Source organism: Iodidimonas sp. SYSU 1G8 (assembly GCF_039655775.1).
GTDB lineage: Bacteria > Pseudomonadota > Alphaproteobacteria > SMXS01 > SMXS01 > RI-34.
In genome coordinates this window covers 276,786-295,105 of record NZ_JBBYXJ010000002.1, presented here as the reverse complement: position 1 = coordinate 295,105, position 18,320 = coordinate 276,786, and the positions used below count along the sequence as shown (strand labels likewise).

General features: G+C 65.2%; 16 protein-coding genes, 1 other RNA gene and 1 riboswitch. Of the genes, 10 read left to right on the top strand and 7 right to left on the bottom strand.

Going from position 1 to position 18,320, the window contains the following annotated elements; genetic code table 11:
- Positions 1-76 precede the first annotated feature (76 nt).
- Positions 77-187, bottom strand: a riboswitch (guanidine-I (ykkC/yxkD leader).
- Positions 188-405: 218 nt separating this feature from the next.
- The 3 genes from WJU17_RS12485 (at position 406) to WJU17_RS12475 (ending at position 3,090) form a co-directional block, all read left to right on the top strand.
- Positions 406-1,815, top strand: coding sequence for a leucyl aminopeptidase family protein (locus WJU17_RS12485; protein ID WP_346327729.1), 1,410 nt, complete (start codon positions 406-408; stop codon positions 1,813-1,815).
- A gap of 98 nt (positions 1,816-1,913) precedes the next feature.
- Positions 1,914-2,210, top strand: coding sequence for a MarR family transcriptional regulator (locus tag WJU17_RS12480; protein ID WP_346327728.1), 297 nt, complete (start codon positions 1,914-1,916; stop codon positions 2,208-2,210).
- 10 nt (positions 2,211-2,220) lie between these two features.
- Positions 2,221-3,090 carry an NlpC/P60 family protein gene (locus WJU17_RS12475; protein WP_346327727.1) on the top strand — a complete coding sequence of 290 codons (870 nt, stop codon included), beginning with the start codon at positions 2,221-2,223 and terminating at the stop codon, positions 3,088-3,090.
- Between the two features lie 10 nt (positions 3,091-3,100).
- Here WJU17_RS12475 and WJU17_RS12470 read toward each other — a convergent pair whose 3' ends face one another.
- The 6 genes from WJU17_RS12470 to WJU17_RS12445 form a co-directional block, all read right to left on the bottom strand.
- Positions 3,101-4,723 carry an ABC transporter ATP-binding protein gene (locus WJU17_RS12470; RefSeq protein WP_346327726.1) on the bottom strand — a complete coding sequence of 541 codons (1,623 nt, stop codon included), beginning with the start codon at positions 4,721-4,723 and terminating at the stop codon, positions 3,101-3,103.
- Positions 4,720-5,751: an ABC transporter permease gene (locus WJU17_RS12465; RefSeq protein WP_346328946.1), complete on the bottom strand. Its 1,032-nt coding sequence runs from the start codon at positions 5,749-5,751 to the stop codon at positions 4,720-4,722. The genes WJU17_RS12470 and WJU17_RS12465 overlap by 4 nt, the downstream gene beginning before the upstream one ends.
- A 59-nt stretch (positions 5,752-5,810) precedes the next feature.
- Positions 5,811-6,935: a microcin C ABC transporter permease YejB gene (locus WJU17_RS12460; protein ID WP_346327725.1), complete on the bottom strand. Its 1,125-nt coding sequence runs from the start codon at positions 6,933-6,935 to the stop codon at positions 5,811-5,813.
- Positions 6,935-8,794, bottom strand: coding sequence for an extracellular solute-binding protein (locus tag WJU17_RS12455; protein WP_346327724.1), 1,860 nt, complete (start codon positions 8,792-8,794; stop codon positions 6,935-6,937). Before WJU17_RS12455 ends, WJU17_RS12460 begins: the two co-directional genes overlap by 1 nt.
- 42 nt (positions 8,795-8,836) lie before the next feature.
- On the bottom strand, positions 8,837-10,684 hold the full coding sequence (locus tag WJU17_RS12450; RefSeq protein ID WP_346327723.1) for an extracellular solute-binding protein: 1,848 nt from the start codon (positions 10,682-10,684) through the stop codon (positions 8,837-8,839).
- 110 nt (positions 10,685-10,794) lie between these two features.
- On the bottom strand, positions 10,795-11,457 hold the full coding sequence (locus WJU17_RS12445; RefSeq protein WP_346327722.1) for a cytochrome c family protein: 663 nt from the start codon (positions 11,455-11,457) through the stop codon (positions 10,795-10,797).
- 151 nt (positions 11,458-11,608) lie between these two features.
- Between WJU17_RS12445 and WJU17_RS12440 the strand changes: the two genes are divergently transcribed.
- Complete coding sequence (locus WJU17_RS12440; protein ID WP_346327721.1) at positions 11,609-12,475, top strand: prephenate dehydratase; 867 nt, start codon at positions 11,609-11,611, stop codon at positions 12,473-12,475.
- A gap of 20 nt (positions 12,476-12,495) precedes the next feature.
- Here WJU17_RS12440 and nudC read toward each other — a convergent pair whose 3' ends face one another.
- Entirely contained in the window at positions 12,496-13,539 is a 1,044-nt protein-coding gene (gene nudC, locus WJU17_RS12435) for an NAD(+) diphosphatase (RefSeq protein ID WP_346327720.1), read from the bottom strand.
- A 317-nt stretch (positions 13,540-13,856) separates the two neighbouring features.
- Here nudC and ffs point away from each other — a divergent pair.
- The 6 genes from ffs to fmt all read left to right on the top strand — a co-directional run bounded on the left by ffs (position 13,857) and on the right by fmt (position 18,297).
- Positions 13,857-13,953, top strand: an RNA gene (gene ffs / locus WJU17_RS12430) — signal recognition particle sRNA small type.
- Between the two features lie 52 nt (positions 13,954-14,005).
- Positions 14,006-15,775 carry a DNA polymerase III subunit gamma/tau gene (locus tag WJU17_RS12425; protein ID WP_346327719.1) on the top strand — a complete coding sequence of 590 codons (1,770 nt, stop codon included), beginning with the start codon at positions 14,006-14,008 and terminating at the stop codon, positions 15,773-15,775.
- Positions 15,772-16,095 (top strand): YbaB/EbfC family nucleoid-associated protein, encoded by a 324-nt coding sequence (locus WJU17_RS12420; RefSeq protein ID WP_346327718.1) that lies wholly within the window; start codon positions 15,772-15,774, stop codon positions 16,093-16,095. The genes WJU17_RS12425 and WJU17_RS12420 overlap by 4 nt, the downstream gene beginning before the upstream one ends.
- A gap of 87 nt (positions 16,096-16,182) precedes the next feature.
- Positions 16,183-16,785 carry a recombination mediator RecR gene (gene recR / locus WJU17_RS12415; protein WP_346327717.1) on the top strand — a complete coding sequence of 201 codons (603 nt, stop codon included), beginning with the start codon at positions 16,183-16,185 and terminating at the stop codon, positions 16,783-16,785.
- 67 nt (positions 16,786-16,852) lie between these two features.
- Positions 16,853-17,365, top strand: coding sequence for a peptide deformylase (gene def, locus WJU17_RS12410; RefSeq protein WP_346327716.1), 513 nt, complete (start codon positions 16,853-16,855; stop codon positions 17,363-17,365).
- Positions 17,366-17,373: 8 nt separating this feature from the next.
- Positions 17,374-18,297: a methionyl-tRNA formyltransferase gene (fmt, locus tag WJU17_RS12405; protein ID WP_346327715.1), complete on the top strand. Its 924-nt coding sequence runs from the start codon at positions 17,374-17,376 to the stop codon at positions 18,295-18,297.
- The last annotated feature ends 23 nt before the right edge of the window (positions 18,298-18,320 follow it).

The window sequence follows — 18,320 nt, the reverse complement described above, 5'->3', positions numbered from 1 at the left end:
ATCCTCCACAATACGGCTGCTGGTCTGGGGGATTGGCGAGGCCGAGTGTATGATGCCAATCCCTTGCATCACGATGACCTCCCGGGCTTTTGTCCCGCCGTGTACCCGGCCGCTGTTCACCGACCGGGCGGCGGCTCTCGGACCAGTCGCGCGGCCTGACCGCACCGGAACCCTAGCCACCCTATAGCCTCTACCTAGCAACTCCCGTGCCAGCGTCGGATTTGGGCGGGAATCGCTGATCCAGAGACGTCAGGCGCGGCGCGGCGGACAATCCATGGGCATGGCTGTGCAATTTTTGAGCACCTGCGCGCATCCGCCTGGGAAATGTGCAGCCATCAGCGCACAGGCCGCCCTTGGCGGCATGGCCGCAGTGAAGTACATACGGGAGACGACCAGGAGAATGCCGTGTTCGACTTTCTGACCGATCAGCGCCCCCCAGACACCATCACCATCACCGCCCTGACCGCCGCCACCCTGACCGACTGGCTGCCGCAACAACCGGACGCCGTACGCAAATGGGCCGACCTGCAGGGTTTCAAGGCGCAGACCGGGCAGATCGTGACGATCCCGGACGGTGAAGGCGGCATCGCCCGCGTGCTGATGGGTCTGGGCGCCGCGCTGCCCGCCGCGCCGCTGTCGCCCTGGCCCTTCACCGCCTTGCCAGTCTCATTGCCGGCGGGCACTTATGCCTTCGATACCGTGCCGGATGGCGCCTTCGCCACTACGGCCGCGCTGGGCTGGGCATTGGGCACCTATCGTTTCGAGCGCTACCGCATGTCGGATGGCGGGCCAAGCAAGGCCCATCCGCATCTGGTTGTGCCGGAGGGCTGCGACATCGCCTATGCGACGGCCGCGGCAAAGGCGACCTTCCTCGTGCGGGACCTTGTCAATACACCGGCCAATGACATGGGCCCCGCCGACCTGGAGCGCGAGGCGCTCGATCTGGCCGCGCGGATCGGTGCCGAGGCCACCACCACGATCGGCGAAGACCTGCTGGACGAAAATTTCCCGGCCATCTACGAGGTCGGCAAGGGCAGCGTCCGCGCGCCGCGCCTGATCGATCTGCGCTGGGGCGATCCGTCCCATCCCAAGGTGACGCTGGTCGGCAAGGGCGTGTGCTTCGACACCGGCGGCTACGACATCAAGCCGGGCTCGTCCATGGCGCTGATGAAAAAAGACATGGGCGGCGCCGCGCATGTCCTCGGCCTGGCGCAGATGATCGCAGCCATGAATCTGCCGGTGCGCCTGCGTGTGCTGATCCCGGCGGTGGAGAACAGCATCTCGGGCAACGCGTTCCGACCGAGCGACGTGATCGCCTCACGCAAGGGGCTCACCATCGAAATCGGCAACACCGACGCCGAGGGCCGCCTGATCCTGGCCGATGCGCTGGCGCTGGCCTGCGAGGAAGACCCGGCGCTGCTGATCGATTTCGCCACGTTGACCGGCGCCGCGCGCTCGGCGCTGGGCCCCGAGGTGCCGCCCTTCTTCACCGATGGCGAGGATCTGGCGGCTGCCTTCACCGAGGCGGCCCGGGTTTCGGCGGATCCCGTCTGGCGCCTGCCGCTGTGGCAAAACTACGCGGACAATCTGAAAAGCAACATCGCGGATATGCGCAATGATGGCGGTCCTTTCGCCGGCGCGGTCGTCGCGGGACTTTTTCTGAAAAAATTCGTCGCCGACCCGGAACGATGGATTCATCTGGACATTTATGCCTGGAACCCTGAAAAACGTTACGGTCGTACTGTTGGGGGCGAGGCAATGGCCATGCGCGCCGCGTTTGAGATGATCGTCAAACGTTTCGCGTGCGAAAATTAAGCCTTGGGGGCGCTTGTAAACTATGGACGCAACCCGATACTCTTTCTATGACCCTACAACTGACAAATCCCCAAGCGTTAAGCCTCTGGCTGAACACAATGAGCACGCTGGTGCGCGGCGAGGAAACGCACGATCTGACGTCGCGTCAGATGGCGATCCTGCTGACCGTGTATCTGACATCCGGACCGCACACGGTTCGTGGTCTGGCAGCGGAACTGGATATCACCAAGCCGGTTGTCACCCGCGCGCTCGACACGCTCGGACGGCTCGGGCTGCTGAAACGGCGGCGCGACATGACCGACAAGCGGAACGTGCTGATCGAACGCACGCCGCGCGGTACCAGCTATCTCGGGCAGCTCTCCGACATCATCGTGACGGCGGGTTCCGACGCCTGAGGAGGCTGCCATGAAGGGCGATCCGCGCCTGACTCCGGCGCGCGAGGACCTGGCCGCCGATTATCTCCGCTCGGTCATCAAGGTGCCGCACTACGCCAAGGGTGTGCGCAAGCAGGTGCGGCTGTCCTATGCGCCGCTGCACAGCAAGCCGGATACCGCGTCGGGGCGTCTCACCGAGGCGCTGATGGGCGAAGGCTTCACCGTCTATGAGGAAAAGCACGGTTGGTCCTGGGGCCAGCTCGATGCCGATGGCTATGTGGGCTACATGCCCAGCGTCGCGCTGGGCGACCTTGGCGCGCCGGGCACCCACAAGGTCGGCGCCATCCGCACCTTCATCTATGCCAGGCCCGACCTGAAGTCGCAGGTGCTGGGCGCCATCAGCCTGGGTGCCACCGTGTCGTTTGCCGGCGAGGAAGGCGAGTTTACCGCGATCGATGCGGGCGGCTACGTCTTCACCGACCACCTGAAGCCGGTCGACGAAATGGAAGCCGACTACCTGACCACGGCCATCCGCTTCATCGGCGTGCCCTATCTGTGGGGCGGCAAGACCAGCCTGGGTCTGGATTGCTCGGGTCTGGTGCAGGTGTCGCTACAATTCGCCGGCATCCTGAACTGCCCGCGCGACAGCGACATGCAGGCCGCGAGCCTTGGCGAAGCGGTCGAGCCGGATGCCCGGCTGGCCCAGCGCGGCGACCTGGTGTTCTTCCCGGGCCATGTCGGCCTTGTCATCGACGACGGCGTGCTGCTGCACGCCAATGCCTGGGACATGATGGTCTCGCCGCATCCGCTGCGGTACGTGGTGGCCGAAATCGCCAAGAAAAACCCGGTGCCGGTGACGGCCATCCGGCGGCTGGTCGACACGGGCGCCCGGACCCACTGAGACGGCGGGTTCAGCTTCCCACGGCGTCCGCGTGGGCCACTTCCAGGTTGAAGGCCGCCGCCATCAGCGCGCGCGTATAGTCCGTTTGCGGATGTTCGAAGACGCGCTCGGCCTGGCCGTGTTCGACCACCTTGCCGTCCTTCATGACCAGCACGTGGTCGGACAGGGCGCGGACCACCCGAAGATCGTGACTGATGAACAGGTAGGTCAGGTTATGGCGCGTCTGCAGATCGCGCAGCAGATCGACGATCTGGGCCTGCACCGACATGTCGAGTGCTGATGTCGGCTCGTCGAGCACCACGAAGCGCGGCTTCAGGACCAGCGCCCGGGCGATGGAAATACGCTGGCGCTGGCCGCCGGAGAATTCATGGGGGTAGCGGTGCCGCATGGCCGGATCGAGCCCGACCTCGCCCAGCGCCTCGACGACACGGGCGTCGATTTCGGCCTCGCTCAAGCCTGGTTCGTGGATGGAAAGGCCTTCGGCGACGATCTCCGTCAGCGACAGGCGCGGGCTGAGCGAGCCGAACGGGTCCTGGAACACGATCTGCATCTCGCGGCGGAGTGGCCGCATCTCTTCGAAGCCATAGCCGGAAATATCGCTCCCCGCGAAGCGGATCGGCCCCTTGCTGGCGAGCAGCCGCAGGATGGCCAGACCGAGCGTGGTCTTGCCGGAACCGGATTCACCGACGACCCCGAGGGTGGTGCCGGCGGGAATGGCGATACTGACATCGTCCACCGCGCGCACGTAATCGACGGTCTTGCGCAGCAGGCCACCCTTGATCGGGAAATGGACCTTGAGTCCATTGGTCTCGACCAGCAGCGGCAGATCCGCGGGCTTGGGGGCGGGCCTTCCCCGCGGCGCCGAGGCCAGCAGCTTCTGTGTGTAGGGATGGCGAGGGGCGGCGAAGACCTCGCGAGAATTCCCGGCTTCGACGATCTCGCCATGGGTCATGACGCAGACCCGGTCCGTGAACTTCTCGACGATGCCCAGATCGTGGGTGATCATCAGGATCGCCATGCCGAGACGCTGCTGCAGGTCACGCAAAAGGGCGAGAATCTGGGCCTGGATGGTCACGTCGAGCGCGGTGGTCGGTTCGTCGGCGATCAGCAGGTCCGGCTCGTTGGCCAGCGCCATGGCGATCATCACCCGTTGGCGCTGTCCGCCGGACAGCTCGTGCGGATAGGCCCTCAGCCGCTCGGTGACGTTGGCAAGGCCGACCAGGGTCAGCAGCTCGATGATGCGAACGCGCGCCGCCTGCGGCCGCATGCCCTTATGGATGGCGAGCACCTCGCCGATCTGCTGCTCGACCGTATGCAGCGGATTGAGCGAGGTCAGCGGTTCCTGGAAGATGATGGAGATGCGGTTGCCTCGGATGGTGCGCAGCGTCTTCTCATCGGCGCCCACCAGTTCCGTGCCCTCGAAACGGATCGATCCGTTCGGGTGCGCCGCGTTGGGATAGGGCAGCAACTGCAGGACAGAGAGCGCGCTGACCGACTTGCCGGAGCCGGATTCTCCCACCAGCGCCAATGTCTCGCCCCGGTTGATGGAGAACGACACGTGGCGCACGGCCTCGACGATGCGGCCTTCCGAATTGAAATTGACCGACAGGTCCTTGACCTCGAGCAGGCTCATTTGCGGCCTCCGAAGGTCTTGCGCGGGTCGAAGGCGTCGCGCACCGCCTCGCCGATGAAGATCAGCAGGCTCAGCATGAACGCCAGCACCAGGAACGAGGAAATGCCGAGCCAGGGCGCCTGCAGGTTGTTCTTGCCCTGTTTGAGCAACTCGCCCAGCGACGCGGATCCCGGCGGCAGGCCAAAGCCCAGGAAATCGAGCGAGGTCAGGGTGGCGATGGAGCCATTGAGGATGAAGGGCATGAAGGTGAGCGTCGCCACCATGGCGTTGGGCAGCACATGGCGGAACATGATTCTGCCGTTGCCGAGGCCCAGCGCGCGCGCGGCGCGGACATAATCGAAGTTGCGGGCGCGCAGGAATTCGGCGCGCACCACGTCGACCAGGGTCACCCATCGGAAAATGACCATGATGCCGAGCAGCCACCAGAAATTCGGCGTGACGATACTGGACAGGATAATCAGCAGGAACAGCTCGGGCAGGCCCGACCAGATTTCGACGAAACGCTGGGCATAGAGATCGATCTTGCCGCCGAAATAACCCTGGATGGCGCCGGCCCAGACACCAATGACCGAGGCGAACAGGGTGAGCAGCAGGCCGAAGAGCACGGAAATCCGGAAGCCATAGATGATGCGGGCCGCAACATCGCGCGCCTGATCGTCTGTTCCCAGCACGTTGTCCCAACTCGGCGGCGCGGGCGCGGGCACGGGAATGTTCCGGTTGATGGTGTTCTCGCTATACGGAATCAACGGCCAGACCAGCCATCCACCCTCGGCCTTGATGAGATCCTGGACATAGGGATCGCGGTAATCCGTCGGCGTTTCGAAGAAGCCGCCGAACACGGTCTCGGGATAGTCGCGAAGCACGGGAACGTAGAGTTCATTCTTGTACTGGACGAGGAGCGGCCGCTCGTTGGCGATGAATTCGGCGAAGAGCGAGAGGCCGAACAGGATACCGAAGATCCACAGCGCCCAATAACCGCGCCGGTTGCGCTTGAAGCTGGCCCAGCGCCGTTCGTTGATGGGCGTCATCTTCCAGAACAGGAACCGGCGCCGCGCGGTCGGCGCTGCTTCTGCGGCCGCGGGCGCGTTCATGCGACCTCCCGCGAATTGAAGTCGATGCGCGGGTCCACCCAGACATAAGTGATGTCGCCGATCAGCTTCATCAGCAAGCCGATAAGGGTGAAAACGTAGAGCGAGCCGAAGATGATCGGATAGTCGCGCTGGATCAGCGCCTCGAACGACAGCAGACCGAGTCCGTCCAGCGAAAAGATGAATTCGATCAGCAGCGAGTTGGTGAACAGGATGCTGACGAAAGCGGCGGGAAAGCCGGCGATGACGATCAGCATGGCGTTGCGGAAGACGTGGCCGTACAGCACCCGGTGCTCGGTCAGGCCCTTGGCGCGCGCGGTCATGACGTATTGCTTGTTGATCTCGTCGAGGAAGGAATTCTTGGTCAGCATGGTCAGGCTGGCGAAGCCGCCGATGGTCATGGCGATGACGGGCAGGGTGATGTGCCAGAAATAATCGCCGATGCGCGCCCACCAGCCCATGTCGGCCCAATTGTCCGAGGTGAGCCCGCGCAGCGGGAACAGGTCCCAGTAGGAGCCACCGGCGAACAGCACGATCAGCAGCACCGCGAACAGGAAGCTGGGGATGGCATAGCCGACGACGATCACCGCGCTGGTCCAGGTGTCGAAACGGCTGCCGTCGCGCACGGCCTTGCGGATGCCCAAAGGGATGGAGATCAGGTAGACGAGCAGGGTCGTCCAGAGACCCAGCGAGATGGACACCGGCAGCTTGTCGAGGATCAACTCCATGACAGGGCGTCCCTTGAAGAAGCTGGTGCCGAAATCGAACTGGAGATAGTCGCGCACCATGATGAAGAAGCGCTCATGGGCCGGCTTGTCGAAGCCGAACTGCTTTTCGATCCGGGCGATGAGCGCCGGATCCAGTCCCTGGGCGCCGCGATACTTCACCTCGGCGCCGCCGGCGCCCTGCCCGCCCAGTTCCGCCTGACGGCCCGCCGTACCCATGTCACCGCCCGCGCCGCCGCCGAGACGGGCCGTGGCGCCCGCATCCGCGCCGGTGATCTGGGCGATCATCTGTTCGACCGGTCCGCCGGGCGCCACCTGGACGATGGCGAAATTGATGATCATGATACCCAGCAAGGTGGGAATGATCAGCAGCAGCCGGCGCAGGATATAGGCGGCCATCAGTTCTTGCCCCGCGCCGCGGCCAGCTTCGCGGCCTTGTCCGCGTCCAGCCACCAGAGATCAATGGTGCCCCGCGAATAGGCCGGCTTCCGCGCGGGCCGGCCGTAGCGGTCCCACCAGGCGATGGTGTGGCTGCCCTTGTAGTATTGCGGCACCATGTAGTGATTGTGCATCAGCACCCGGTCGAGCGCCCGGCATGCGGCGATCAGCGAGGGCCGGTCCCTGGCGTTGATGATCTGGGTCAGCAAGGCATCGACCACCGGGTCCTTGATGCCACCCTTGTTGAAGCTGCCGACCGTATCGGCCGCCGCCGAGGACCACAGGGCCCGCTGCTCGACACCCGGCGTCAGCGGTTGGGACAGGCGGGTGGTGGTCATGTCGAAATCGAACTGCTTGATGCGCTGCTCGTACTGGGCCGGGTCGACCGTGCGCAGGCTGGCCTGGATGCCAATGCGCTTGAGGCTTTCGATATAGGGCAGGAAGACACGCTCGAAGCCGGGTTCATAGTTGAGGATCTCGACGGTGAAGGGCTTGCCGTCCGGCGTTGTGACGACGCCGTTCCTCACGGTGAAGCCCGCCTCGCGCAGCAGCAGGGCCGCCTTGCGCAGATTGTCGCGATTGGCGCCGTTGCCATCGCTCTTCGGCGGGGTATAGGCCGGGCCGAAGACGGCGGCGGGCACCTGCTTGCGGAAGGGTTCGAGCAGCCTCAGCTCGGCCGCGCTGGGCATGCCCTTGGCGGCAAGTTCGGAATTCTCGAAGATACTGCTGGTGCGGCCATAGGCGCCGTAGAAGATGGCGCGGTTGGTCCATTCGAAGTCGAAGGCGAGGTCGAGCGCCTCGCGCACCCGCACGTCCTTGAACTTGTCGCGCCGCAGATTGATGAAGAACACCTGGGCGCCCGAGGGACGGTTGTCCTTCAGCGTGTCGCGCAGGATCCATTTCCGGTCGATTCCGGGGCCCTTGTATTCGGTCGCCCAGGTCTTGGAAGTGTATTCCTCGCGGAAATCGTAGGCGCCAGCAAGGAAGGCTTCCATGGCGATGGCGCGGTCGCGGAAATACTCGACACGGACCGCATCGAAATTCATCCGCCCTACGTTCACCGGCAGATCCTTGCCCCAATAGGTCTTCACCCGTTCATAGGTGATCGCGGAACCGGAGACGACCTTGCCGAACTTGTAGGGTCCGCTGGTGAGCGGCGGCGTCAGCGACGGTTTGGTGAAATCGTGCTTGTCGTAATAGGCCTTGGACAGGATCGGCAGCTCGGCTACGGTCATGGGCAGGTCACGGACGGCGCCTTTGGGATCGAAACTGAATTTCACCCGGCGCGGACCAAGAGCCTCGGCCTTCAGCACATCGGCCAGCACCACGGCGAATTGCGGATGGCCTTTTTCCTTCAGTGCCTTGAAGGTGAAGACCACATCGGCGGCGGTGATCGGCGTCCCGTCATGCCACTTAGCCTGGGGACGAAGATTGAAGATGGCCCAGGTCCGGTCCGGCGCCAGTTCGGCGCTCTCGGCGACGAGGCCATAGACCGCGTCGGGCTCGTCCCAGGCGCGGGTCATCAGGGAATCGAAGACGAGGCTGCGGGGGTCGGCGTTCTGGATGCCCTGCGGGTAGTCACCTTCCAGAATGAAGGCGTTGAGGCTGTCGAAGCTACCGCTGCCGCCATCGGGCGTCAGCGCAAGGGTGCCGCCCTTGGGCGCCGCCGGGTTCACATAGTCGAAATGCTTGAACCCGGCGGTATATTTAAGCTCGCCGAACGCGGAAAGACCATGGGAGACCGCGCCCTGCGCCATGCAGGTCGCGGTGCCGGAGAATGCGAGGAACGCCGCGAGCGCGGCCGGGATGAAGGCTCTCATGGGGCGATCATAGCGGCATCCATGCGCCGTTACATCCTGTCCTTACGAGCCTTTCTTCCTCAGGGCGGCATCCTTGCCCGCATCGAACCACCACGTCACGGGAAAACCATGGCTATAGGCGGGAAACCGTGCCGGCCGGCCGAACCTGTCCCAGTACGCGATGCGGAAAACGCGCGTGTGATACATGGGAATGACGTAATGGTTGGCGAGCAGCACCCGGTCGAGCGCGTGGGTCGCCGTGATCAGGCTGTCGCGGTCACGCGCGTAGATGATCTTTTCGATCAGCGCATCGACCGCCGGGTTGCGGATGCCGATCACGTTCCGGCTGCCCGGCCGGCCCGCGGCCTCGGAGCCCCAGAATTCGCGCTGTTCGTTGCCGGGAGATTCCGACTGGCCGAACGAGCCGACCATCATGTCGAAATCGAACCGGTCCTCGCGCTCCTTGTACTGTGAGGGATCGACGATGCGGATATTCGCGGCCACGCCGAGACGTTTGAGATTTTCGATGAAGGGCAGCGTCACGCGCTCGAACATGGGCTGAACCAGCAGGATCTCGAACTTCAGTTGCTGGCCGGTCTGCTTATGGGTCAGGACACCGCCTCGAACCTCCCAGCCGGCCTGCTGGAGCAGGATCGCGGCCTTGCGCAGATTGGCGCGGTTGTTGCCGGAGCCATCGGTCTCGGGCGCCTTGAAGGCCTGCTTGAAGACGGCGGACGGCACCTTGGCCTTCAAGGGTTGAAGCAGCTTCAGCTCGTCATTGGAGGGGAGGCCGCTGCTGGCCAGGTCCGAATTGGAAAAGTAGCTCTGGGTCCGGGTGTACTGGCCGTAGAACATGTTCTTGTTGGTCCACTCGAAGTCGTAGGCGAGGGCGAGCGCCTCGCGCACCCGCACATCCTGGAACAACGGACGGCGCAGGTTGAACACATAGGCCTGCATCCCGGTCGGCGATTTGTGCCGGACCTCTTCCTTCTTCACCCGCCCGTCGCGGATGGCGGGAAAATCGTACTGGGTCGCCCAGTTCTTGGCGGTGTTCTCGCTGATGAAATCGAACTTGCCGGCCTTGAACGCCTCCAGCCGGACAGTCTCGTCCTGGAAATATTCGTAGGAGAGACGGTCGAAATTGAACTGGCCGCGCCGTGAGGGCAGATCGGCGCCCCAGTAGTCCTTCACCCGGACATATTCGATGGAACGGCCCGGCTTCACGTCGGCGACCTTGTAGGGCCCGCTGCCCAGCGGCGCCTCAAGGGTGGGCGTTTCGAACTTGCGGTTCTGCCAGTAATGTTTCGGCAGGACCGGCAGCTGGCCCATGATCATGGGCAACTCGCGGTTGCCGGCCTGGTCAAAGGTGAACCGTACCTTGCGCGGGCCCGTCTTCTCGGCCTTTTTCACGTTGTGATAGTACTGGGCGAAAAAGGGCTGACCCTTTTCCATCAGCACGTTGAACGAAAAGATGACGTCGTCCGGGGTGATCGGCTTGCCGTCATGCCACCGGGCCTTGGCATTGAGGGTGAACTCGACCCAGGAGAAATCGGCCGGCAGGGTGATGCTTTCGGCGATCAGCGGATATTCGGCCGTGCTTTCATCGGCCGATTCGGTGGTCAGGGTTTCATAGACCAGCCCGAGGATGCCCGCGGCGGGCGATCCCGCGATGGTGAAAGGATTGAGGTTGTCGAAGCTGGCCGGGGCGATGGCCTGCCGCGCGGTGCCGCCCTTGGGCGCGTCCGGGTTGACGTAGGGGAAATGGCTGAAGCCGGGCTTGTTTTCCGGTTCACCGATGAGCGACAGGGCGTGAACGGTGCGGATGCCCTGGTCGGAGCGTGCCGCCGGCTGCTGAGCATGGGCCACGGCGGTGCAAAACACCAGGCTGGCGGCCAGAAGCGCTTTTCTCATCGGGAATGCCTCGTTTGTCGAACCGGTGGGGAGGATATAACACCGGGAACGGCGGACGCAAAAAAAGGGGCCGCCGAAGCAGCCCCTTTCCCGATGTGTCTTGCCGTGGATCAGCCGGCGGGGGCCGGTTCGGCCGGGGCCGCGGGAGCCTCGCCCTCGGGGGCCGCGGCATCGGCCGGGGCGCCCTCGGCCGGAGCCGCGCCTTCGGCGGGCGCCTCTTCGGCCGGTGCTTCGGCCGGAGGCTCGGGCAGCGGCGGCGGATTGGCGGTGTTGGCACGCATGTACAGGATCACGTTGGCGCGGTCCTGAGCATCGGACAGGCCGGCGAAGCCCATCTTGTTACCCGGAATGAAGGTTTTCGGATTGGCCAGCCAGTGATCCATGTCCTCGTAGGTCCAGTTGCCGCCATGGTTCTTCATGGCGTCGGAATAGTTGAACCCGTCGATATGGGCGAAATGGCTGCCGATCGTATTGTAGAGGTTCGGGCCCACGCGATTGGGACCTCCCTGCTCGATGGTGTGGCAGGCCATGCACTTCTTGAAGACCTTGGCGCCTTCTTCAGGGCTGCCCTTGGCCAGCAGGACCGCCAGCGGCTCGACCTTGGGCGCCGCGGCGCCCGCCTCTTCCGTCGCTTCCACGCCGGGGACATTGTAGCCCTTCACGGCCACTTCCGGCTCGTGGTTGACGATGTTGTTCACTTCGCGAATGCCCATGACGATAAGCATTGCGAACAGCACCGCCCCCGCGATCTTGTTTAGTTCGAAACTGTTCACTGTTTCCGCCCCTTGCTCACCAGGCCGTGCTCCAGGCCCGAGGTCCGAAATTTGCGCGGAATTTAGCCGCTTCCCCCTCAGGTTTGCAAGCCGTATAACCGGCCACCAGCCAGCCCGATTAAGCGGCTGTAAAACACGGCGGAATATGCGGATGGTAAACGAGCTGAACGGCGCGAGCCCTGACCGGACCATCGCCTTTCAGGGCGAGCCAGGCGCGTACTCGCACCTGTCGTGCCGCAATGCCCGCCCCGACATGACCCCGCTGCCATGCCCCACCTTCGAGGACGCCTATCAGGCGGTGACCGATGGACGCGCGGCGCTCGCCATGATCCCGATCGAGAATTCCCTGGCCGGCCGCGTCGCCGACAACCACCATCTGCTGCCGAATTCGGGTCTGCACATCGTCGGCGAACATTTCCAGCGGGTGAACCACAAGCTGCTGGGTCTGCGCGGCGCGAGCCTTGCCGGCCTCACCGAGGTGCACAGCCACGTTCAGGCCCTGGGTCAATGCCGCGAACGGCTGCGCGGGCTGGGACTGAAGCCGGTGGCCAATGCCGATACGGCGGGCGCGGCCAAGATGATCGCCGAGCGCGGCGACCCGCACATGGGCGCGCTGGCCTCGTCGCTGGCCGCCGAGATCTACGGCCTCGACATCCTGGTCGAGGAGGCCGAGGACGCGGGCCATAACACCACCCGCTTCGTCATCCTCTCGCGGGAGCCCGTGGTGCCGCCGGTCGGCACGCCGACCATGACCAGCTTCGTGTTCGAGGTGCGCAACGTGCCGGCGGCGCTGTACAAGAGCCTGGGCGGCTTCGCCACAAATGGCGTGAACATGACCAAGCTGGAAAGCTACCAGCTGGAGGGTAGCTTCAAGGCCACCCAGTTCTATGCCGATATCGAAGGCCATCCGGAGGACCGGGCGGTACAGCTGGCGTTCGAGGAACTGCGCTTCTTCTCCACCACGGTCACCGTGCTGGGCTCGTATCCCAAGAACGCCTTCCGCGACACGCTGGATTAAAGCGGGTCGCTGAAGACGCGCTAATCCACCGAGGCCCAGGCGCGGATCAGTTGGTGGGCGATGGCGTGGGGCGGCGGCATCCAGACCCGGTCGCGGTGCTTGCCATCGAGGGCCTCGCGGATCAAACCCTTCTCGAACCATACCGCTTCTTCCAGCTCGTCACCGGGGAGTTCGATCCTGTCGTCGAGCGCGATGGCGTGGCAGCCGATCATCAGCGACGCGGGAAACGGCCAGGGCTGGCTGGAATGGTACCGCACCTCGCCCACCGGCACGCCGGATTCTTCCTGAATCTCTCGCCTCACCGCTTCCTCGAGCGATTCCCCCGGCTCGAGAAAGCCGGCGAGCGCCGAATACATGTGCGGCGGAAAGATCTTCTGGCGGCCGAGCAGACAGCGGTCGCCATGGATCGCCAACATGATGACGACAGGATCGGTGCGCGGGAAATGGGACGCCTTGCACGCCTCGTTGGTGCAGTGACGTGACGCGCCGGACTGGCGCATCTCGGTGAGCGCGCCGCAGACCGAGCAGTACTTGCGCCGACTATGCCAGTCGATCAGCGGCTTGGCCTGGGCGATGATCGCCGCGTCGACCCGGTCGAGACTCGCCGCGCTCATGCGCAGATCGGGGAAGGTGCCCATGCCCGCGAAGTCGCCACTGTTCTCGGGGTCCGTCTCGGACGAGATATCGACCGCGAAATGCGCGCGCCCGTCGGCCGTGCCCAGGAAGACCCAGTCGGCACCGGCGTCGATCAGCGGCAGTGCCATCAGGCCGTTCACCCACTGGATGCGCAGCGTCTCGCCGGGCCTGATCAGCGGCCTTGTCTTCCACAGGCAAATGAAACGCGTGTCCTTGGCGCGCATCATCTCGTCGATCCTGCGCGCGTCGCCGCGGAGAATCTCACACCGGTCCAGCGGACTGCCGGCGAACACATTGGGCCGTTCGAGGCCAGGAATACGGTTCAGCATGGCGCGGAGATTAGCCGCAGACGCGGCGGCGGGAAACAGCAATGAAACGACCTCTTCATTTCCCGCAAAACCGGGGCCGCGCTCCCCGAAAACCACCATATCCGCTCCGCGATGGTGCAGCGCATCAATTACTTGAAGTTTCCGATGATGAGCGCAATATGGATGGTGTCGTCAACAAATTGAAAGGAGGTGGTCCGATGTCTCATTGTCACACGCCGAAAGGCACGCCAAAGGGTCCGGCCTTCACTCCGAAGTTCGGTCGCTGATTGCCTTTACCGGCTGACAATGGAAGGGCCGCACCGGCGACGGGGCGGCCTTTCGCTTTGCGGGCCGCGCAAACCCGCCCATCCCGCATGCATCGCGAACCATCGCGCCCGCCCTTGCCACGCGGGATCAAATGCCCGATATAGGGGGCGGGAGGTTGGCGGTGGGCAAATCACTCGCCAATCCGGTCAGGTCCGAGAGGAAGCAGCCGTAACGAGCCCGATTTGGGTCATTCGTCCAGCCTCCTACCTCACACCGCGGCGCAGCCAGACCCACGGCAGGCCGCTCCGGCGCGGAACGGATGACGGACGGCACAGCCCAGACCCCTGAGCAGGCGACCCAGACCGGACCTTACCGGGTGCTTGCCCGCAAGTACCGCCCAGGAACCTTCGCGGAACTGATCGGCCAGGCGCCGATGGTCCGCACCCTCAAGAACGCCATCGACAGCGGCCGCCTGGCGCACGCCTTCGTGCTGACCGGCGTGCGCGGCGTGGGCAAGACCACTACGGCGCGCCTGATCGCCCGGGCGCTGAACTGCGTCGGCGCGGACGGCAACGGCCCACCCACCACCGAGCCCTGCGGCGTCTGCCGCCACTGCACCGCCATCGCCGAATCGCGCCATGTGGACGTCATCGAGATGGACGCCGCCAGCCGCACCGGCGTGGACGATGTGCGCGAGATCATCGACGGCGTGCGATATGCCCCCGGCGACGCCCGGTTCAAGATCTACATCATCGACGAAGTGCACATGCTGTCGCGCAACGCGTTCAACGCGCTGCTCAAGACGCTGGAAGAGCCGCCGCCGCATGTGAAATTCATCTTCGCCACCACGGAAATCCGCAAGGTGCCGATCACCGTGCTGTCGCGCTGCCAGCGATTCGACCTGCGCCGGGTCGAGACGGCCAGCCTGAAGCAGCACTTCGCCAATCTTGCGACAAAGGAAAGCGTCGCCATCGACGACGACGCGCTGGCCATGATCGCGCGGGCAGCCGACGGTTCCGTGCGCGACGGCCTGTCGCTGCTGGACCAGGCGATCGCCCATGGCGGCGGCGCGGTGGATGCCGCGCAGGTGCGCGACATGCTGGGCCTGGCCGACCGGGCCCGCGTGCTGGACCTGTTCGAGGCCGTGATGGCGGGCGACATCAAGACCGCACTGGCCAATGTGCGCGACCAATATAATTCGGGCGCCGACCCGGCCGCGATCATCGAGGATCTGCTGGGCGTCACCCACTGGCTGACCCAGCTGAAGGCCGCGCCGGACGTCGAATCGGGCGACGCGCTGCCCGAGGCCGAGCGCCGGTTCGGCGAGCGCATCGTCGGTCGCCTGGCCATGCCGGCGCTGACCCGCGCGTGGCAGATGCTGCTGAAGGGGCTGGAGGAAACCCGCTCGGCGCCGACGCCCATCGGCGCCGCCGAGATGACCCTGATCCGGCTGGCCTATGCCGCCGATCTGCCCAGTCCGGCCGATCTGGTAAAACGCCTGCAGAACGCCGCGCCCGGCGGCGCGGCGTCACCGGCACCGGCGCCTCCCTCGGGCGGCAATGGCGGCGCGTCCATGGCCCGCGGCAACGGCGGTGGCGGCCGCGCCGAGCCCGCCCCGATGGCGCAGCCCGAGATTCAGGCGAGCGGCCTGCCGCAGCCGCGCAGCTTCCAGGACGTGGTCGCGCTGGCCATCGAGCACCGGGAAGGCATGCTCGAGGCGCACCTGACCGACAATGTGCACCTGGTCCGCTTCCAGCCCGGCCGGATCGAGTTGCGCCCTGGTCCGCGCGCCCCGGCCGACCTGATCGGCAAGCTGAGCCAACGGCTGAGCGAGTGGACCGGCACGCGCTGGATCGTCACCGTTTCGCGCGAGCAGGGCGAGGCGACCCTGACCGAACAGAAGCAGGCGAGCGACGCCCGCATCCACAACGAGGTGATCGAACACCCGCTGGTGCGCGCCGCATTGCGCGCGTTTCCGGGGGCGCAGGTCACCTCGATCATCGAAAGCACCGTGGCCGAGGCGCCCGCCCTCGACGAGGACGCGATCATCGATCCGGACATGGACGACACAGGAGAACTGGACCTATGAAGAACCTCGCCGGCATGCTGAAGCAGGCCCAGCAGATGCAGCAGAAGATGGCCGACATGCAGGCCGCGCTCGATTCAGCGGAAATCAGCGGCACGGCCGGCGGCGGCATGGTCAATGTGGTGCTGTCGGGCAAGGGCGAGCTGAAGCGCATAAAGATCGACCCGTCCATCGCCAACGCCGATGATGTGGAAATCCTGGAAGACCTGATCGTCGCCGCCCACAAGGATGCCAAAGGCCAGGTCGAGGCCCATGCGGCCGAGGAGATGAAGAAGGTCACCGGCGGCCTGGAATTGCCGCCGGGCATGAGCCTGCCGTTCTAGCGGCCGCTTCATGAAGGCGCCGCTTTTGCGCTCGCTGTCGCGGCTTTCGGCCGGCAAGGCGATATCGCCCTGCCTGAAAGCGCGCTGATGGCCGCGCCCGTCATCAGCCCCGAGATCGACGGGCTGATCCAGCTTCTGGCGAAGCTGCCGGGCCTTGGCCCGCGTTCGGCCCGGCGGGCCACCCTGCATCTGCTGAAAAAGGGATCTTCGGCCATGGAGCCGCTGGCCCGGGCGCTGACCGAAGCGGCCGCGCGGATCAAGCCGTGCGGCATCTGCGGCAATCTGGATACGGAAGATCCCTGCCACATCTGTACCGATCCGCGGCGCGACGCCTCGATCCTGTGCGTGGTCGAGGAAGTAGCGGATCTGTGGGCGCTGGAGCGGGCCGCCTATAAGGGGCGCTATCACATTCTGGGCGGCGTGCTGTCGGCGCTGGACGGAATCGGGCCCGACGATCTCAACATCGCCGGCCTGGTCGATCGCGCCCGCGCGCCGGAAGTGACCGAGATCATCCTGGCCACCAACGCCACGGTCGACGGCCAGACCACGGCCCATTACATCACCGACCGCCTGCAGGAGTGCGGCGTCACCATCACCCGGCTGGCCCACGGCGTGCCCGTTGGCGGCGAGCTGGACTATCTGGACGACGGCACCCTGACCACGGCGATGCGGGCGCGGCGGCCGTTCTAGCGAGCCACCGACTTGACGCTTCCGGCGGCCCGTACTAACTACCGGAAACAGTTGAGAGCGAGCAGCCATGGCCATCCGCAAGATCGTCACCGTCCCCGATCCGATCCTGAAGCAGGTCTCGAAACCCGTCGAGACCGTGGACGACGATCTGCGCGCGCTGATGGATGACATGCTGGAGACCATGTACGACGCGCCGGGTATCGGCTTGGCCGCCATTCAGGTCGGCGTGCCCAAGCGCGTGCTGGTGATGGACATCGCCGTCGAGGACCAGGAGCCGGCGCCGCGCTATTTCGTCAATCCGGAGATCGTCTGGGAATCGGAAGAGCTGAGCTCCTATCAGGAAGGCTGCCTGTCCGTGCCGGAACAGTTCGGCGACGTGGATCGCCCCGCCGAGGTGCGCGTGAAGTTCCTGGACTATCAGGGCGCGCCGCAGGAAGTCCATGCCACCGGCCTGCTGGCCACCTGCATTCAGCACGAGATGGACCATCTGAACGGCGTGCTGTTCATCGACCATTTGTCGCGCATGAAGCGCGACATGATCGTGCGCAAGCTGACCAAGGCCCGCAAGGCGGCCGAGTAACCATTCCCATGCGCATCGCCTTCATGGGCACGCCGGATTTCGCGGCGCGCCTGCTGTCCGATCTGGCCGCCTGGGCCACGGCGCAGGGGCACGAGATCGTCGCCGTCTACAGTCAGCCGCCGCGTGAGGCGGGTCGCGGCAAGAAGCCGCAGCCTTCGCCCGTGCACGGGCTGGCCGATAGCCTCGGCATTCCGGTCTTCACGCCCATCCGGCTGAGAGACACGACCGATCAGGCGGCGTTCGCGGCGCTGGACCTGGATCTGGCGGTGGTCGCCGCTTATGGGCTGATCCTGCCCAAGGCCATCCTTGATGCGGCCCGGCTGGGATGCCTCAACGTGCATGCCTCATTGTTGCCGCGCTGGCGCGGCGCCGCGCCGATCCACCGGGCGATCATGGCCGGCGATGAGATGACGGGCGTGTGCATCATGCGCATGGAAGAGGGACTGGACACGGGCCCGGTCTATCGCCGCCGCGAGATCCCTATCGGACCGGAGACGACAACGGGCGAGCTGCACGATGCGCTGGCCGCGCTGGGCAGCGCGCCGCTGTTCGAGGCCATCGGCGACGTACAGGCGGGCGCGGTGCCCGTGCCACAGCCGGACGAGGGCGTCACCTACGCCAGGAAGATCGACAAGGCCGAGGCGCGCATCGACTGGTCGCGCCCTGCCGCCGAGGTCGACCGCGTGATCCGGGGCCTGAGTCCGTTTCCCGGCGCCTGGTTCGAGGCACGGGGTGAGCGCATCAAGGTGCTGCGCAGCCGCCTCGTGGAAGGCGGCGGCGCAGCGGGAGCGGTGCTGGACGATTGTCTGACCATCGCCTGCGGCACCGGCGCGGTGCAACTGACCGAACTGCAGCGCGCGGGCAAGGGCGCCATGGACGCCGCCACCCTGCTGCGCGGCTTTCCGCTCGGCACGGGCGAGATTCTGGGGTGATTCTGGACGTTTCCACCATTCCT

Excerpts from the sequence above, each read along its gene's own strand:
- WJU17_RS12480 (WP_346327728.1), top strand. The coding sequence starts at position 1,914 with ATGAGCACGCTGGTGCGCGGCGAGGAAACGCACGATCTGACGTCGCGT.
- WJU17_RS12475 (WP_346327727.1), top strand. The coding sequence starts at position 2,221 with ATGAAGGGCGATCCGCGCCTGACTCCGGCGCGCGAGGACCTGGCCGCC.
- WJU17_RS12470 (WP_346327726.1), bottom strand. The coding sequence starts at position 4,723 with ATGAGCCTGCTCGAGGTCAAGGACCTGTCGGTCAATTTCAATTCGGAA.
- WJU17_RS12465 (WP_346328946.1), bottom strand. The coding sequence starts at position 5,751 with ATGACGCCCATCAACGAACGGCGCTGGGCCAGCTTCAAGCGCAACCGG.
- WJU17_RS12460 (WP_346327725.1), bottom strand. The coding sequence starts at position 6,935 with ATGGCCGCCTATATCCTGCGCCGGCTGCTGCTGATCATTCCCACCTTG.
- WJU17_RS12455 (WP_346327724.1), bottom strand. The coding sequence starts at position 8,794 with ATGAGAGCCTTCATCCCGGCCGCGCTCGCGGCGTTCCTCGCATTCTCC.
- WJU17_RS12450 (WP_346327723.1), bottom strand. The coding sequence starts at position 10,684 with ATGAGAAAAGCGCTTCTGGCCGCCAGCCTGGTGTTTTGCACCGCCGTG.
- WJU17_RS12440 (WP_346327721.1), top strand. The coding sequence starts at position 11,609 with ATGGTAAACGAGCTGAACGGCGCGAGCCCTGACCGGACCATCGCCTTT.
- nudC (WP_346327720.1), bottom strand. The coding sequence starts at position 13,539 with ATGGTGGTTTTCGGGGAGCGCGGCCCCGGTTTTGCGGGAAATGAAGAG.
- WJU17_RS12425 (WP_346327719.1), top strand. The coding sequence starts at position 14,006 with ATGACGGACGGCACAGCCCAGACCCCTGAGCAGGCGACCCAGACCGGA.
- WJU17_RS12420 (WP_346327718.1), top strand. The coding sequence starts at position 15,772 with ATGAAGAACCTCGCCGGCATGCTGAAGCAGGCCCAGCAGATGCAGCAG.
- recR (WP_346327717.1), top strand. The coding sequence starts at position 16,183 with ATGGCCGCGCCCGTCATCAGCCCCGAGATCGACGGGCTGATCCAGCTT.
- def (WP_346327716.1), top strand. The coding sequence starts at position 16,853 with ATGGCCATCCGCAAGATCGTCACCGTCCCCGATCCGATCCTGAAGCAG.
- fmt (WP_346327715.1), top strand. The coding sequence starts at position 17,374 with ATGCGCATCGCCTTCATGGGCACGCCGGATTTCGCGGCGCGCCTGCTG.